Origin of the sequence: Psychrobacter sp. Ps7 (assembly GCF_022129225.1) — a bacterium.
Lineage (GTDB): Bacteria > Pseudomonadota > Gammaproteobacteria > Pseudomonadales > Moraxellaceae > Psychrobacter > Psychrobacter immobilis_A.
In genome coordinates this window covers 1-16,146 of the sequence record NZ_JADQAH010000021.1, presented here as the reverse complement: position 1 = coordinate 16,146, position 16,146 = coordinate 1, and the positions used below count along the sequence as shown (strand labels likewise).

General features: G+C 42.7%; 12 protein-coding genes. 7 read left to right on the top strand and 5 right to left on the bottom strand.

Annotated elements, in window-relative coordinates:
• Positions 1-75 precede the first annotated feature (75 nt).
• Positions 76-1,662, bottom strand: coding sequence for an isocitrate lyase (locus I3257_RS08500; protein WP_238049422.1), 1,587 nt, complete (start codon positions 1,660-1,662; stop codon positions 76-78).
• Positions 1,663-2,352: 690 nt separating this feature from the next.
• Between I3257_RS08500 and I3257_RS08495 the strand changes: the two genes are divergently transcribed.
• Positions 2,353-3,342: a LysR family transcriptional regulator gene (locus tag I3257_RS08495; RefSeq protein ID WP_045444529.1), complete on the top strand. Its 990-nt coding sequence runs from the start codon at positions 2,353-2,355 to the stop codon at positions 3,340-3,342.
• 445 nt (positions 3,343-3,787) lie between these two features.
• A complete protein-coding gene (locus I3257_RS08490; protein ID WP_238049420.1) occupies positions 3,788-5,170 on the top strand; it encodes an NAD-dependent succinate-semialdehyde dehydrogenase in 1,383 nt (460 codons plus the stop codon).
• A gap of 150 nt (positions 5,171-5,320) precedes the next feature.
• Here I3257_RS08490 and purN read toward each other — a convergent pair whose 3' ends face one another.
• A complete protein-coding gene (purN, locus tag I3257_RS08485) occupies positions 5,321-6,013 on the bottom strand; it encodes a phosphoribosylglycinamide formyltransferase (RefSeq protein ID WP_201554537.1) in 693 nt (230 codons plus the stop codon).
• Positions 6,013-7,062 (bottom strand): phosphoribosylformylglycinamidine cyclo-ligase, encoded by a 1,050-nt coding sequence (gene purM / locus I3257_RS08480; protein ID WP_201554535.1) that lies wholly within the window; start codon positions 7,060-7,062, stop codon positions 6,013-6,015. Before purM ends, purN begins: the two co-directional genes overlap by 1 nt.
• 341 nt (positions 7,063-7,403) lie before the next feature.
• On the opposite strand from purM, the gene I3257_RS08475 reads away from it, so the two are divergent.
• The 3 genes from I3257_RS08475 to I3257_RS08465 all read left to right on the top strand — a co-directional run bounded on the left by I3257_RS08475 (position 7,404) and on the right by I3257_RS08465 (position 10,414).
• Positions 7,404-8,510, top strand: a complete 1,107-nt coding sequence (locus I3257_RS08475) for an AI-2E family transporter (protein ID WP_060491635.1) — start codon at positions 7,404-7,406, stop codon at positions 8,508-8,510.
• A gap of 335 nt (positions 8,511-8,845) precedes the next feature.
• Entirely contained in the window at positions 8,846-9,649 is an 804-nt protein-coding gene (hda, locus tag I3257_RS08470) for a DnaA regulatory inactivator Hda (RefSeq protein ID WP_060491634.1), read from the top strand.
• Positions 9,650-9,724: 75 nt separating this feature from the next.
• Positions 9,725-10,414, top strand: coding sequence for a DUF2057 family protein (locus I3257_RS08465; RefSeq protein ID WP_060491633.1), 690 nt, complete (start codon positions 9,725-9,727; stop codon positions 10,412-10,414).
• Positions 10,415-10,509: 95 nt separating this feature from the next.
• Here the strand turns inward: I3257_RS08465 and I3257_RS08460 are convergent, their stop codons facing one another.
• Positions 10,510-10,986, bottom strand: a complete 477-nt coding sequence (locus tag I3257_RS08460; protein ID WP_060491632.1) for a Dps family protein — start codon at positions 10,984-10,986, stop codon at positions 10,510-10,512.
• A gap of 375 nt (positions 10,987-11,361) precedes the next feature.
• A complete protein-coding gene (locus I3257_RS08455; protein WP_055125130.1) occupies positions 11,362-12,021 on the bottom strand; it encodes a YcxB family protein in 660 nt (219 codons plus the stop codon).
• A gap of 433 nt (positions 12,022-12,454) precedes the next feature.
• Between I3257_RS08455 and serS the strand changes: the two genes are divergently transcribed.
• Together serS and tkt are read left to right on the top strand one after the other, a co-directional pair.
• Complete coding sequence (gene serS / locus I3257_RS08450) at positions 12,455-13,741, top strand: serine--tRNA ligase (protein ID WP_238049418.1); 1,287 nt, start codon at positions 12,455-12,457, stop codon at positions 13,739-13,741.
• A gap of 256 nt (positions 13,742-13,997) precedes the next feature.
• Complete coding sequence (gene tkt / locus I3257_RS08445) at positions 13,998-15,995, top strand: transketolase (protein ID WP_238049417.1); 1,998 nt, start codon at positions 13,998-14,000, stop codon at positions 15,993-15,995.
• Positions 15,996-16,146 lie beyond the last annotated feature (151 nt).

Below are 16,146 nucleotides of genomic sequence, written 5' to 3'. Positions count from 1 at the left end.
AAAAGCCGCCCTACAAGATAGGACGGCTTTCTCTATAACTGGTACTTACGAGATGTACTTATAAGTGGTCGGTGATTAGAACTGGTTCATCGTGTTCTTGCCGCCGCCAGCTTTAAGGGCGTTTTCACCTGAGAAGATCTCTTTGTGATCATCACCAAGGTCAGAACCTGCCATTGCTTGATGCTTCACACAAGCGATGCCTTCACGGATTTCTTTACGTTGTACGCCAGCAGCATAAGCAAGCATACCATCTTCACCGAAGTAGCCTTTAGCAAGCTCATGCACGCTAAGCGCAGTGGTGTGATAAGTAGGTAGCGTGATTAAGTGATGGAATACACCCGCTTCACGTGACGCATCACGTTGGAAGTTTCTAGCCGCTTCGTCAGCTGCTGTATCAAGTTCAGTACCATCGTAATCCGCACTCATCAAGTCATCTTTATTGTAGACAGATAGGTCTTTGCCTTCTTCTTCCCACTGAGCGATGATTTGCTTACGGAAGTTCAGTGTCCAGTTGAATGATGGGCTGTTGTTGTATACAAGCTTGGCTTTTGGCTGTTGCTCTTTAATACGATCAACCATCATTTTGATGTGTGCGACGTCTGGAGTCGGTGTTTCGATCCATAGTAGATCCGCGCCATTTTCTAGAGCCGTTACACAGTCAAGTACGACACGGTCGATGTTCGTTTCTTCACGGAATTGATATAGACCATTTTGAAGACGAACTGGACGTACTAGTTTGCCGTTATGCTTAAGCAAGCTGTCGTTCTCTTTGGCGTTTTCTAGCGTGACTTCTTCCATCTCGATAAAATCGATGTACTGAGAAGCAAGGTCGCCTGGCTCATTTGATACTGGGATTTTTTGCGTTAGTGACGCGCCTTCAGAGTCAGTACGAGCAACGATAACGCCGTCTTCAACACCAAGCTCTAAGAATGCATAACGAATAGCGTTGATTTTTGCGATATAGTCTTCATGCGGTACAGTGACTTTACCTGCTTGGTGACCACATTGCTTCGCGTCAGATACTTGGTTTTCAACCTGAATAGCACAAGCACCAGCTTCGATCATTTGCTTAGTTAGCAAGTAAGTGGCTTCTTCGTTACCGAAACCTGCATCGATGTCAGCAATGATTGGCACAACATGTGAATCAAAGTTTTCGATTTTTTCTAGGATGGCTGAGGTATCTTGACCCGCTTCTTCTGCAGCATTTAGCTCACGGAAGTAGTCGTTCAATACTTTAGCATCAGCTTGACGTAGGAAAGTGTAGATTTCTTCAATTAGCTTAGGTACAGAGGTTTTTTCGTGCATAGATTGGTCAGGAAGAGGACCAAACTCAGAGCGAAGGGCTGCAACCATCCAACCTGATAGGTAGATGTAAGTTTTAGACGTAGTACCGAAATATTTTTTCTTAGCGTACATGGTTTGTTGAGCCACAAAACCATGCCATGCACCTAAAGACTGCGTGTACTGAGACGTATCATTGTCATAGTCTTCCATGTCTTGACGCATGATTTTTGCAGTATATTTGGCGATATCTAAGCCCGTTTTAAAACGGTTTTGTGACATCATACGTGCCGCATCGGTTTCGCTGATATTCTGCCAGTTACCGTGCTTTTGCTTTAATTCACGTACTAAGTCGATCGCTGATTTATATGCAGTTGACATCTATGTCTCCTTGGGGTGGTGAAAATTAGTAACTTAGAAAATTACAAGTATTGAGGTAATTTTGATATATGTAGAAAGATGCTGGCAGAAGTGAAAATCTAAAATATAAACCTTATGCGTTAGCAATCTCTACTAAACTATAAGAAAATTATGATAAAAGCAAATAAAACCTGTCGAATTGGTCAGCTTTTATTATTGGGTCTTTCGTTTTAGGTTGAATGCGCTTTTTTATAAGTCTTTTTTGACTGTTAAAGTGCTTATTACCCTAAAAAGTGCCAACTACTAATTCAAGCTTAAAAACAAATGAGAGCAAAAAATTAAGTTTGCGTAATAAATGTTATGTCCGTATTTCCGCATGAAAATGCGATAAAATACCTGTGGTCGTCAATCCATCAAAACGCACGGCGACTGCCTAACATTAAACAAGGACTGATTAAGCGCTTGCTAGCCACTATAGCTAGGTTGCCTTAATTTATCTAGTTTATGATTATTATCTTGGGTATTTAATTTTATGATAGTACATATAAAACAATGACTTATGATGAATTATTTCAGTTATAATAAGCGTATATCAAAATAATTAATATAAAATTGTCCTTATTTCATGCTGTCATAGATGATTTATACTAAATAACAGGGCAAAAAACGCCGCGTTTGTAGTGGTATTTATTTTAAGGTAAAGAGACATATATGAATTTGCAGCGGGTAGATTTAAATTTATTGGTACATCTAGATGTGTTGCTACGAGAAAAAAACGTCACTCGTGCAGCTGAGCAGCTTGGCATTACCCAACCTGCCATGAGTAATATTTTGCGCCGGCTGCGTAAGCTATTTAATGATCCGTTGCTGGTACGCTCATCCGAAGGCATGACGCCGACTGAACGCGCTTTGGAGTTACAGCCTCGTATCCGTGAAATACTGGCAGATTTGACACAAGTATTAGAGCCACGTACAGAATTTCGTCCTTATAGTACCTCGCGCGTTTTTCGTATCATGACCTCAGACTATGCTGAAGCGACATTGGTACCAAAATTGGTCAAAGCATTGCGCTCAGAGGCACCAAATGTCATCTTGGACTTCTTAACGCCATCGGACGTCTCATATCGTGATATGGAGCAGGGGCGAGTGGATTTGGCGATCAACCGCTTTAATGAAATTCCGCAAAGTTTCCACCAAGTCCTAGTCTGGCGTGATACTTTTAGCTGCCTATTGTCCTCTGACAGTCCCTATGCTCATCGCTTTAATCTAAAAAATTATCTTAAGGCGCAGCACGTTTGGGTCTCTAAAACTGGTATGGGTGTGGGATTTGGTGTCAATCCAGAAAAATCTGGTGGCCTAGGTTCAATTGATCAAGCACTGCAACGTTTAGGTCAAAAACGTCAAATCAGTGTTTTTACCCGCCACTATCAAATGCCAGCCATGCTTGCAGCCAATAAAGATTTGGTTGCAACTTTGCCTACGCGTGTGGCAAAAATGCAAGCTAATAACGACAGTATCATGATGGTCGAGCCACCATTTTTTATCCCTGAATTTGAGCTAACGATGGCGTGGTCGCCTTTGTTGCAGCATCATCCCGCCCATCGTTGGTTGCGTCAGCTTATCATGCATGTGGCTCGTCAAATTGTTGACGAAGAAGAGAATCCACCACAAGAAATTCCTGTGATGAATCATTTGTTTTAAGCCATTTGTTTTAAGCCATTTGTTTTAAGCCATTTATTTTTGGTTATCAGTTGCTTATTTATTAAACCAGCCCAAGCGCTGGTTTTTTATTTGCGTAATTTTACTGAAAAATCTCGTCCAAGATTTTGACCTGATAAATCGGTCAGTCACATTCTTAACATCTTACGAACACTTCTTTATAACTTGTAAAACTACTCGTTGTACATTTTGCTATGATAAATCCCACTTAAGAAAAAAGACAAATACATAGCCTATTGTTAAGTTATACGACAGTATCGGATTTCATAAGATCGTGGATGAAGTTGTTCAATCTAACCAGATGCGTTTATAAAAATGACCATTCTTGGTTTATGTGTTTCTAAGGTTTATGTGTTTCTAAGATTTCAGATATTGAAGCGATCAATTTTAAACCAATAAAATAGTTTAATAAATAAGGATAATAATCATGGCAGATATTACTACTATAAACCCAGCAACGGGTGAAGCGATCAAAGAATACAATTACATGAGTAATGATGAGGTGAACAAGATTGTTGAATCCTCGCACCAAGCATTTACTGAGTGGCGTAAAACCAGCCACGAAGCGCGTGCAAAAGTCATCAATTCTATCGGTGAGACATTGCTCAAGTACAAAGAAGAGTTGTCTAAACTCATGACTGAGGAGCGTGGTAAGCTCTATAGTCAGAGTTTGCAAGAAATAGATTTGTGTAAAGCAATTTGCGACTATACCGCGGAAAAAGGGGTGGCTGCACTTGCTGACGATGAGCGTGATATTGAAGGCTTGAAAAAAGGTATTGTGACTTATCAGCCTATCGGTGTCATCTATGGCATGCAGCCATGGAACTTTCCTGCTTACCAAGTATTCCGTTATACCATCGCAAATCTGATGGCAGGTAATAGTATTTTACTCAAGCACGCGTCAAACGTGACTGGTTCAGGCTTGTTAATCGAAAAAATCTTCCATGAGTCAGAGTTACCAAACGATTTGTTCCGTACGATTTTAATCGATCACGACCAATCAGAAGCATTAATCGGTCATGACAAAGTGCGCGGTGTCACACTGACAGGTAGCGACGGCGCTGGTAGCATTGTGGGTCAGCAAGCAGCAAAAGCCATTAAAAAGGTGGTGCTAGAATTAGGCTCAAACGATGCCTTTATTGTCTTAGAAGATGCTGATGTAGAGTTAGCGGTCGAAACTTGTACCCAAGCGCGTCTCATTAATAATGGTGAAACTTGTGTCGCCGCTAAGCGCTTTATCGTCGTTGATAGTTTATACGATGATTTCCGTGAACGCATTGTCAAAAAGTTTGCAGACGCTAAATCTGGCGATCCGATGGATGATGACTCTGATCTTGGTCCGTTAGCCCGCAAAGATTTACAAGAAAAATTGCATGAGCAAGTAGAAGACAGTGTGGCAAAAGGCGCAACGATTGCTGTTGGTGGTCAATTGCCAGAAGGCAAAGGCAGTTTTTATCCAGCAACTATCTTGGAGAATGTCGAAAAAGGCCAACCTGCCTATGATGACGAATTATTTGGTCCTGTCGCCTCATTAATACGAGCCAAAGACCAAGATGATGCATTACGCATTGCCAATGACAGTCGCTACGGTTTGGGCGGTGCTATCTTCTCTAAAGACGAAGACAAAGCCATTCGCCTAGCGCGTGAAGAGTTTGATACGGGCATGGTCTACATCAATGGTTACGGTCTTGCAAATCCAGCGTTGCCATTTGGTGGAGTGAAAAACTCAGGTCATGGTCGCGAGCATGGCGGTTTTGGTATCAAAGAATTTGTAAATATTAAAGGGCTACATGTTCATAAAAGTCAATAATAGCTGACGTCTTCGGGATTAATATGCTTTAGAAGATTTTAAAGGTAGCTATTAGAAAGCCCAGTCATTCATTGAGTGACTGGGCTTTTTTATGCAAAGAGTTTAAGCTTGATAGTTGGTGCCTGATAATTTGTGACTGTCGCTACTTACTCAGTCGTTCAAATATAGTTTTAATGGTAGCGTTGGTAAAGACATACTTTGTTGATTGGCTGCTTGAGCATGGTCTAGCGAGAGTGCGCCTTTGGCCAATAATAAAATCGTCCAAGGGAGCAATTGATGCTCAAGCTTTTGCACGCGTGCTTGCAAGCTATCGGCAGTGTCTCTTTGATGTATCTCTAACAGCGCTTGGGTCAAAACAGTACCCGCGTCGAGCTCAGCGGTGACGACATGAATACTACAGCCATGATGTCGCTCACCTGCTTGTATCGCACGCTGATGGGTATCAAGGCCTTTATAGATAGGTAGTAAAGAGGGGTGCAGATTAATCATCGGCGCTGGTGCATTATCGATAAAATCTGCACTCAAGACACGCATAAAACCAGCTAACACAATGAGATCTGGTTGCCATAAGGCTAGTTGGCTGCTGGCATGATTCTCAAAGGTCTTGATTCCCATGCGTTTGCCGCTAGCAACATGTGACAATACGGCTACGGGAATGTCAGCGTCTTTTGCACGGGTGATGGCATAAGCATCTTCACGGTTACTAATGACGCCAACAATCTCAATCGGCAGTGCGCCAGCTTGCATCGCATCTATCAGTACTTGCAAGTTGCTACCACTACCAGAGACCAGTACAGCAATCCGTAAAGGGTTATTATCAATTTTTTTTTGACTGTCTGACATTAACGGTACACCACAGAATCCGCTTCGCGCTTCACCATTTCGCCTAATTGCCAAGCTTTTTCACCAGCATCGTTCAAAGTTTGAATGGCCGCATCTGCTTTATCTTTAGGCACGACAATGACAAAACCAACGCCGCAGTTAAAGGTGCGGTACATCTCGCTTTGTTCAATATTTCCTTGGGTTTGTAACCAAGTGAATAGCTCTGAGAACTGCCAGCTAGTCGTATCAATGCTAGCAGCTAAATTCTCTGGTAATACACGTGGTAAATTATCGGTTAAGCCGCCACCAGTGATATGTGACATTGCATGCAGCGCTGAGCTACCAAGAGTATCTTGCAACGCTTTAATCGCTTTAACATAGATGCGAGTAGGGGCCATTAACGCGTCTTGGATAGGCTGACCGTCTAATTGCTCATCACTGCTCGTCACATCAATGCCGCTGACTTCGATGACTTTACGTACCAATGAATAACCGTTTGAGTGTGCACCACTTGAGGCAAGAGCGATCAATACATCGCCTTCCGCGACGTTTTCGCCAGTGATGACTTCTGCTTCTTCGACCACACCGACACAAAAGCCTGCCAAGTCATAATCGTCGTCTTGATACATACCTGGCATCTCAGCGGTTTCGCCGCCGATCAGGGCACAGTTTGATAACTTACAGCCTTCACCAATACCAGTGACCACAGTCGCTGCTACATCAATATCAAGCTTGCCAGTCGCATAGTAATCTAAGAAAAATAATGGCTCTGCACCGCAAACCAATAAATCGTTGACGCACATGGCGACCAAGTCGATACCGATCGTGTCGTGACGGTTTAGCTGTAACGCCAGTTTAAGTTTGGTGCCCACACCATCAGTACCTGAAACTAATAACGGTGAGGTGTAACCAGTTGGTATACGACAAAGCGCTCCAAAGCCGCCAAGTCCGCCCACAACTTCAGGACGAGAGGTGGCTTTTGCCACTGATTTAATACGTTGTACCAACGCATCGCCAGCATCAATATCAACACCAGCATCTTTGTAGCTTAAAGAAGGCTTGTTACTCATGGTCATCTCACAAATTTTATAGGGAATGAAGGTCTGTCAGTAGAAAATCGAGTTGGTCGTGTTAATTCTGAATATAGTGCGCGCATTATACCCAAAAATGACCCTTACTCGCAAAGCAACTTGCGGATATTTGGCGGATATTTCACGAAGACTGACTTTAAGTAGTAAATAAAAAGTTAAGAAACAAAAAATGACGGATTTTTTGCTGTACTCTGCGATAATGGAACGCTAAATTTATTGTCGATAACAGTTCGCTATTACGCCGTTGTTGTACGATAAGACGTATCATTTCTTTCAATTATACCTCCATCTTAAATCAGCCTATCATAGGATTCCTTGTCATGATGAACCAACCAATAGATCCTTTTTTTCGGCGCTTATTTATTGTCGTTGCGATGGTGGTGGGTATATTGTTACTGTATTTGATGATGCCAGTCATTATACCGTTTGTCTTTGCTTTCGTACTGGCTTATTTGTTCAATCCGCTGGTCAAACGCTTATCGAAGTATATCAAACGCTGGGTGGCGATTATCATTGTCTATTCCACCATCACTTTAGGAATGGTGCTACTGCTTTGGTGGTTAATACCGACTTTGTGGCATCAGTTGCAAGCGGCGTGGGAGTATCTGCCTAAGGTCTTAACTTGGTATAATGAAGTCGTACGTGAATGGTTCGTTAACAACAGTCGTATCAATCTGCCAGAGTTGGAGTCTAAAGGGTTTTCTGAGACATTGGTTGAATACATGCAGACCAATTATAAGTTTGAAGATGCCAGTACCATGATGAACCAAATATTGGTGTCGAGCATGAACTTCATCAATAATGCTGGACTCATTGTGCTAGTACCGATTTTAACCTTTTATTTTTTGTTCAATTGGGATCAGCGTCTGCAGACATGGAAGCTGGCGATTCCCGCTGCGTATAGCGAAAAAGTCATTCAGATTGCTCGAGAGTGTGACCTTGCATTGATGGCATTTATCAAAGGTCAGCTATTGGTGATGGTCTTATTGGGCGCTATTTATGCGGTGCAATTACAGCTTATTGGGCTTGAGCTTGGGCTTATTATTGGTATGGTTGCCGGTATTGCTAGCTTTGTTCCTTATTTGGGTTTTGGCATTGGTTTTATCGCTGCCATTATCGCCTGCCTGTTCCAGTTTGGGCTAAATTGGACGTATTTGTCGCTGATTGTCGGAGCGTTTTTAGTTGGGCAAGCCGCCGAAGGTTATATCCTACAGCCGTTACTATTGGGTGATAAGATAGGTCTATCGCCGCTTTGGGTGATTTTTGCAGTATTGGCAGGCGCAAGCTTATTGGGTTTCGTTGGTATGCTCATCGCACTGCCAGTGTCTGCCGTGCTTAATGTACTGTTTCGCCATTTATACATCTACTATCGTTCGACTGATTTTTATAAAGGTCGTAAGCAATTGGCTTTGTTTGAGAAGAGATAAGTATTTTATCGTTAGAGTAACGAGGTCATCATAATGGGATAGTAAAATTGATGACGGATAATAAATGGTGATTGATAAGGCTTAATAGGTAAAAGACTTGTCAGTCATTTTGCAAATATGTTATATATAGGCGCAGTATTGACAGTATCAGCCGTTATCCAGTTGGTCGTTAACAAGATGACTTTTGATTAGGTAATTCTCAGATATACTCTCGATTAAAACAACGAGATGCTAACGCAGCAAGTTTATATCAGGTAGTATAAGAGCATCTCAAAGACAGTTATTAATAATTTATCCTTTTATTTATTGCATTACGCAAAACGAGTTGATGATTCATGGCAGAAGCACAGCTAAGTCTCAATCTGGACATTAAGCATGATGCAAGTCTAAGTGACTTCGCCGGTCCTGGTTGGATGTCAATTATTGATGCAGTGCGGCAACTACATGTCGGCCTGATTGGTCAGCTGTACCTATTTGGCAGTCCTGCTACGGGCAAGTCGCACTTATTATCTGCTATCTGTGAGTCATTTATTGAGATGGACAAGTCCGCGATTTGTTTGTCACTCAATGAGTTGATTCATACCGATGTGCACGTCCTCTCCTCTCTAGAAAACTTCGATCTAATCGCGATCGATGATTTAGAGGTGCTGGAGCAAAGCAGTCAATGGCAAGAAGCCTTATTTCATTTGATTAACCGCAGTCGTGAAGGTCAGCGTCAATTGTTGTTTGCAGCCAATAAGCCTGCTGGTGATTTGCCCTTTCAATTGAGGGATTTGCTGACTCGTTTGGCACAAGCACCTACGTTTAAAGTACCCAATGGTCATGACTTAGCCGACCGTCAGGCGTTATTACAATCCATCTTGCGTCGGCGTGGTTGGCAGTTTGATGATCGAATTATTGATTATTTGCTTACTGAAGGACCACATCGCATCGGTGCGATGATGGAAGTACTCAATTATATTCAGCCGATGTTTTCGAACCTTGGGCGTAGCAATATATCCAAAGCAGTCATCACTGACGCATTGCGTACCATTGATGAGCAGACACTAGCAGCAGAGCTTGCTGATATTGCGCAAGAGACACAAGTAGATAACGATTCAGCGGAACAAGATCAACATACGATGCCACTCGATTTTTAGCATTAACAACTAAAGTCTTTTATCCAAAACGCTTTTACTATTGCCAAAACGTTTTCACTATTAATGGAATCACTTATGAAATCCAATGCTTCTTTGCTAAAAAAACTGACCATCAGCACGTTGCTTATTGGTGCAGGCTCTGTCTCTATGCTGTCGCATGCTGAAGTAACGCTACTGGTTGATGACCATATCAAAGTCACGGCTATTAATGGGCAAGAAGTGCAGCAGAGCGCTTTTCAACCATTGACTAAAAAGTTTACGCTTCAGCCGGGTCAACATGCGATTACTGCGAAGTATGACCGCTTATATGACTTGCGCCGTGATGAGCATGACTATTTACGTTCGGGTAATGTGAGCGTGACGGCAGAATTGGCGGACAATCAAACCTATCGTCTGACCATGCCGAATCAGCCAGAAGAGTATGCAGCAGCTAAAGAATATGCCAAACGTCCGATACTGGCAGTAGAGAAAAACAATACTGTGGTTGCAAGTCAGCAAGGTATCGCTGGTAATCAAGGTGGATTGTTGTCAGGTTTAGGCAAGGCGTTCGGCGGTGTGTTTGGCGGAGCAGATGATGCAGAGCTACAGAATCAGCGTGCGATTGCCGCATTAGATCAACCGAATGTGAATACGGGTACGGTAGCGACCACTAAGCAAATCACTAGCGTTAATTCATCTGCTAATACCTTAGATCAATTTATGCAAATTTGGTTACAAGCCACGCCTGCTGAGCGCGAAAAAATGCGTCAATGGATGCAAAAATAAGGTTTCATTAGCAACAGCAAGCACAAAAAAAGCACCTAAAGTAGGTGCTTTTTTATGATTTAGATTTTAGTTATGTACTGTTTTTTTAGCAATGATTAACCCAAAAAGGCGTTATACATCCAGATGAGCTTTTCTTGCTCTTGTACATAGGCATCTACGAGGTCAGCTGTTCCTTGATCTTCGCTGTCTGCTGCTAGAGCAGATACTTTACGCTGCTCTGTAATCAAAGCTTGTAAACCCGTTACCACACCTTTCACACAAGCATTGCCATCTTTGACGTTTTTATCTTCTTGAATGCTAGTATGTTTAGTAAAATCGCTATAAGCATGCAGCGGTGTGCCGCCCAAAGTTAAGATACGCTCAGCGATTTCATCAATTTGTAACTGTAGCGCGGTATACAGTTCTTCAAATTTTGGATGCAAGGTGAAAAAATGCTCACCTTTTACATTCCAGTGATAGCCACGGACGTTTAAATAAAAGACGTGATAAGTTGATAATAAATTGTTTAGTTGTGCAATGACTTCGCTCATGTCAGCTTTTTCTAGACCGATTTGATTAGTAGCGTTACTCATAATATTATCCTTATAGTTTGAGTGTTGATATAAAACATTAAATGAAGAAGATGAGAAGTGTAGCAACTCGTGTGCTGCATTACTATGCTCGTTAATATATTAACGCTTTTCAGCCTTAAAAAGTAACAATCTTAGAAAATAGTATGGTAAAACTGCCATATAGAATGGCATCAGCTTAAGCTGAAATCATAACTATACATTCATATAATTTAGAGCAATTATCACCTTGCTTTTGATAGCTATTATAATAGCAGAGCACCATCGATAAGTTAAATTCAATAAATTTATAATTACGATTGATTTTGTAAAAAATATTTTTTATTGATCATTTCTTTATCGCTCATATAGTAAGCGATAAAGAAGTCTTCTACTATTTTATGCTGGCGGCTGTAAGTTTTCAGGATTTAAGCCTTTAACGGGGATAACTTCTTGCAAATGCTGACGTACCGTATCGATCGGGAATTTCTGTGCTTCTAAGCGTTTTGGCACAATTTGGCTGCCTTGTTGACCTTTCATCTCAAACATCATAAAGATATAGTCGTCCGTCTCATCCCAGCTTTTGACAGCTGACCATGGAATGACGGCTTGCTGGGTCGTGCCTGCTCGCATTTGCATGCCGCGCATTTGGTTGTTATTAAATGTGTCAGGCTGGTTCACTGGCATCGCCATGACGAGGCCATGCTTTTGTACGCCCAATTTCATCTGACGCATCTCGTCTGGCATTTCTTGATCGGCCACTTGCTTGTCAAACTCTCTTTTCACATACCATTTAAAGCCAAGGGTACGAACCAGTAAATAAATGACGACTGAAACTAACATCAGCCAAAAGATAATGGTTGAGTAGCCGGTGACAAAAACCAACCCTGCGATCGCTAGTACCACGGTTACCGCCATAATGATCCATTCTTTCATTTTGATGCTTTTTAGACCGAAAGAAGGGCTGGCACTGGCAAATAGCTCGTATTGTGCTTGGTGAAATTCTGCCTCAGTTAGGTTTAAGGCGACAGGTTGTAGCGTATAGGGGTACAAGGCCATAAAGGTTTCTCAAATACTTGTATTGAAAGTGTTGGGTTTAAATCGACAAAACGTAGCAGCTACGTCGTACTTGGCTAGAAGTCGAATAAAAGGTATGCGCTTATCTTACCGAAAAGTACCCCTAAATGAAACATATAAGCCGCTCTGTTCGTTGATAGAGGTGATATTAATGGTTTTAACAAAGATGGGCGAGGCTTATTGAGGTAAGCTGAACTTTGAGAGATGTATTTAAAGCAAATATAACTGGCTACGGATAATGAAAGTAATAAATGAAAATTCAATCAGCAGAGGTCAAAACATGGTCAAATCTGCTGTGTCTTGGTATTATAGCGGCTATCACTTATTTTGATAAAATCAGCACCTTTAAAAACAGTATCTTTAAAAATAACACTTTCGAACCTCTTCCTCACTTCTAGCGTTACAGGCAACTATTATGATTGATCCAAAACTCTTACGCGGCGATTTAAGCGATTTACAACAGCAACTGGCCACTCGTGGTTATGCACTTGACATAGATTTTTGGCAAATGGTTGAGTCAGAACGTAAATCTTTGCAGATCAAAACCGAAGAGTTGCAGTCGAGCCGTAATGCGGGTGCTAAGCAAGTGGGTGCTTTGAAAAAATCAGGCGGAGATGCCAGTGAGCTATTGGCTGAGATGCAGAATGTCAGCGGTGAGATTAAAACAGCCGAAGACGAGCTGCGCACTCTACAAGAGCGTATCAACAAAGCTGCTATGCAAATTCCAAATATTCCAGCAGCCGATGTGCCAGTGGGTACGTCAGAAGATGATAACGTAGAAGTGCGCAAGTGGGGCACGCCTCGTACGTTTGACTTCGAGATTCAAGATCACACTTATATTGGCGAGACACTTGGTATGCTCGACTTTGAAGCCGCGACTAAGCTGACTGGTAGCCGCTTTAATGTGCTAAAAGGACAGTTGGCGCAAATGCATCGCGCCCTGATTCAATTTATGCTCAATACCCATACCATGAAGTACGGCTATCTTGAGACCTATGTGCCTTATATTGTGAATTCAGATAGCCTAAAAGGTACAGGACAGCTGCCTAAGTTTGAAGATGATTTGTTTAAGCTCAAAAATCATACAAACAACGAAGATATGGACTTTTATCTCATTCCTACTGCTGAAGTGCCAATGACCAATTTGGTACGTGGCGAGCGTTTGGACATCAGTGAATTACCGCTTAAGTTTACCGCGCATACGCCTTGTTTCCGTAGTGAGGCGGGCTCTCATGGGCGTGATACTCGTGGTCTGATCCGTCAGCATCAGTTTGAAAAAGTCGAGATGGTCAATATTGCCACGGCTGAGCAGTCTGATGAGTTACTAGAAGCAATGACTGGACAAGCTGAATATATCTTGCAGCAGTTGAACCTACCATACCGCACTGTTCAGCTATGTACTGGTGATATGGGTTTCGCAGCACAAAAGACCTATGACATCGAAGTATGGTTACCGAGCCAAGATACCTATCGCGAAATCTCTAGCTGCTCTAACTGCGGTGACTTCCAAGCGCGCCGTATGGGCACACGTGTCAAAGACGGCAAACAAACCAGCTTAGCACACACGCTAAATGGTTCAGGCTTGGCAGTGGGTCGTACACTATTGGCAGTGATGGAAAATCATCAAAACGCTGATAGTAGCATCACCATTCCAGAAGTATTGCGTCCGTTTATGGGCGGTGCTGAGACTATTTCAGTTTAATAGCTATATTGCTTATACTAGCTGTGAGTTACTAAGATGACTCACAGCTTTTTAATATAGGGTAGTTTGATAAAACTGATATGAATAATTATTAAACACAAACGATTCTGTCATACCATTTCTTAGCTAGCCTCATAGCAAATATGTTAATATTATACTTTGATTTTATAGTCTATAACTTAGGGGCGCATTTGGCGTCCTTATGCTTATACTCCTTTGAGTAAACTCTCCTCTTAGCCCAATACTAGGACACTCTATGCCAGCTCCAATTAGCGAACGTAAATTAGCCAATGCCATCCGTGTACTGTCGTTTGATGCGGTTCAAAAAGCCAACTCTGGACATCCAGGCGCGCCAATGGGTATGGCTGATATTGCCGAAGTTTTGTGGCGCAAGTTTCTGAAGCACAACCCAACCGATCCACAGTGGCACAACCGTGACCGCTTTGTCTTATCGAACGGTCATGGCTCGATGCTTATTTATTCATTGCTGCATTTATCTGGTTATGACGTCAGCGTTGATGATCTGAAAGGTTTCCGTCAATTGCATTCGAAAACCCCAGGTCACCCTGAGCTTGGCTATACCCCCGGTATTGAAACGACGACGGGTCCACTAGGTCAAGGTATTGCCAATGCCGTTGGTTTTGCGATTGCAGAGAAAACGCTAGCGGCACAGTTCAATCGTGATGGCCACAACATTGTTGACCACAATACCTATGCATTTTTAGGTGATGGTTGCTTGATGGAAGGTATCAGTCATGAAGTGTGCTCACTGGCTGGTACGTTAGGTCTTGGCAAGCTTGTCTTCTTCTATGATGACAACGGCATCTCTATCGATGGTAACGTCGAAGGCTGGTTCACTGATGATACGCAAGCGCGTTTTGAGTCATACGGCTGGCAAGTTATCAAAGTAGATGGTCATGATGCCGATGCTATCACTCAAGCAACTGAACAAGCGCTTAAAGAGACTACTAAACCAAGTCTTCTGATTTGCAAAACCACAATCGGTGCTGGTAGCCCGAACAAACAAGGTCTAGCAGCCAGTCATGGTGCGCCGCTTGGCGATGACGAAATCGCTTTGACTCGTGATGCGTTGTCTTGGAAGCATGCTCCATTTGAATTAGCTGATGAAATCTATGAAGCGTGGGATGCCAAAGCGAAAGGCGACGTACAGCAGAAAAACTGGGATGCGGACTTTGACGCTTATAAGAAAGTCTATCCTGAACTGGCATCTGAGCTATTGCGCCGTCTAAATGGTGACTTGCCTGCTGACTTTGATAGCCAAGCAAAAGCCTACATTCAGCAAACGCAAGAAGCGGGTGGCGATGTCGCCAGTCGTAAAGCCAGTCAAAATGCTATCAATACCTTACAGCCATTATTACCAGAATTGCTAGGTGGTTCAGCGGATCTCGCTGGCTCAAACCTTACGCTATTCAAAGGCGCTAAAGGCATCGAAAAAGACGCTGACGGTAACTATATCTATTACGGCGTACGTGAGTTCGGTATGACTGCGATTGCCAATGGTATTGCATTGCATGGCGGCTTTATCCCTTACGTCGCGACGTTCCTAATGTTTATGGAATACGCACGTAACGCTGTCCGTATGGGCGCATTGATGAAGCAGCGTGTCATCCATGTCTATACGCATGACTCTATCGGTCTGGGCGAAGATGGCCCAACGCATCAGCCAGTTGAGCAATTGACTAGCCTACGTACCACGCCAAATCTACGCACATGGCGTCCTTGTGATGCGACCGAATCTGCCAGTGCTTGGGTTGAGGCCATTAAGTCTGAACATAATCCATCAGCATTGATTTTTAGTCGTCAAAGCTTGCCACATCAAGCACGCGATAATGAGCAAGTAGCCAACATCACCAAAGGTGGTTATGTATTGGCGAAAGAACAAGGCGAGCTACAAGCTATCATTATCGCTACTGGTTCAGAAGTTGGCCTAGCGATGGAAGCATATGAAGCGTTGAGCGCAAATGGTGTTGGCGTCCGTGTAGTCTCTATGCCATGTGCTGAGATTTTCGTTGAGCAAGATGCTAGCTATCGCGAAGCGGTATTGCCTGCCAATATTCGCGCTCGCGTAGCTGTAGAAGCCGCGCATGTGGATTACTGGTATAAGTTCGTTGGTCTAGATGGCAAAGTCATTGGCATGACTACCTATGGCGAATCTGCTCCTGCAGATCAGTTATACAAAGAGTTTGGTATTACGACTGACGCTGTGGTTGAAGCAGTAAATAGTTTGGTGTAATAAACCTAACTTAGTCAGTATTTAAAAAAAGAGCTGCCGGAGAAATCTGGTGGCTCTTTTTATTGGCTAAATAATCAGTGTATTCATAGTGGTATTTAGTCCATAATTAAAAAAAACAGAGTACGGACTAATTATGAACTGGGATTTGTTG

Bases quoted from the DNA above. Each gene is read 5' to 3' on its own strand.
- I3257_RS08460 (WP_060491632.1), bottom strand. From the start codon at position 10,986: ATGAGTAACGCTACTAATCAAATCGGTCTAGAAAAAGCTGACATGAGC.
- I3257_RS08465 (WP_060491633.1), top strand. From the start codon at position 9,725: ATGAAATCCAATGCTTCTTTGCTAAAAAAACTGACCATCAGCACGTTG.
- I3257_RS08495 (WP_045444529.1), top strand. From the start codon at position 2,353: ATGAATTTGCAGCGGGTAGATTTAAATTTATTGGTACATCTAGATGTG.
- I3257_RS08455 (WP_055125130.1), bottom strand. From the start codon at position 12,021: ATGGCCTTGTACCCCTATACGCTACAACCTGTCGCCTTAAACCTAACT.
- purM (WP_201554535.1), bottom strand. From the start codon at position 7,062: ATGAGTAACAAGCCTTCTTTAAGCTACAAAGATGCTGGTGTTGATATT.
- I3257_RS08490 (WP_238049420.1), top strand. From the start codon at position 3,788: ATGGCAGATATTACTACTATAAACCCAGCAACGGGTGAAGCGATCAAA.
- hda (WP_060491634.1), top strand. From the start codon at position 8,846: ATGGCAGAAGCACAGCTAAGTCTCAATCTGGACATTAAGCATGATGCA.
- serS (WP_238049418.1), top strand. From the start codon at position 12,455: ATGATTGATCCAAAACTCTTACGCGGCGATTTAAGCGATTTACAACAG.
- I3257_RS08475 (WP_060491635.1), top strand. From the start codon at position 7,404: ATGATGAACCAACCAATAGATCCTTTTTTTCGGCGCTTATTTATTGTC.
- I3257_RS08500 (WP_238049422.1), bottom strand. From the start codon at position 1,662: ATGTCAACTGCATATAAATCAGCGATCGACTTAGTACGTGAATTAAAG.
- purN (WP_201554537.1), bottom strand. From the start codon at position 6,013: ATGTCAGACAGTCAAAAAAAAATTGATAATAACCCTTTACGGATTGCT.
- tkt (WP_238049417.1), top strand. From the start codon at position 13,998: ATGCCAGCTCCAATTAGCGAACGTAAATTAGCCAATGCCATCCGTGTA.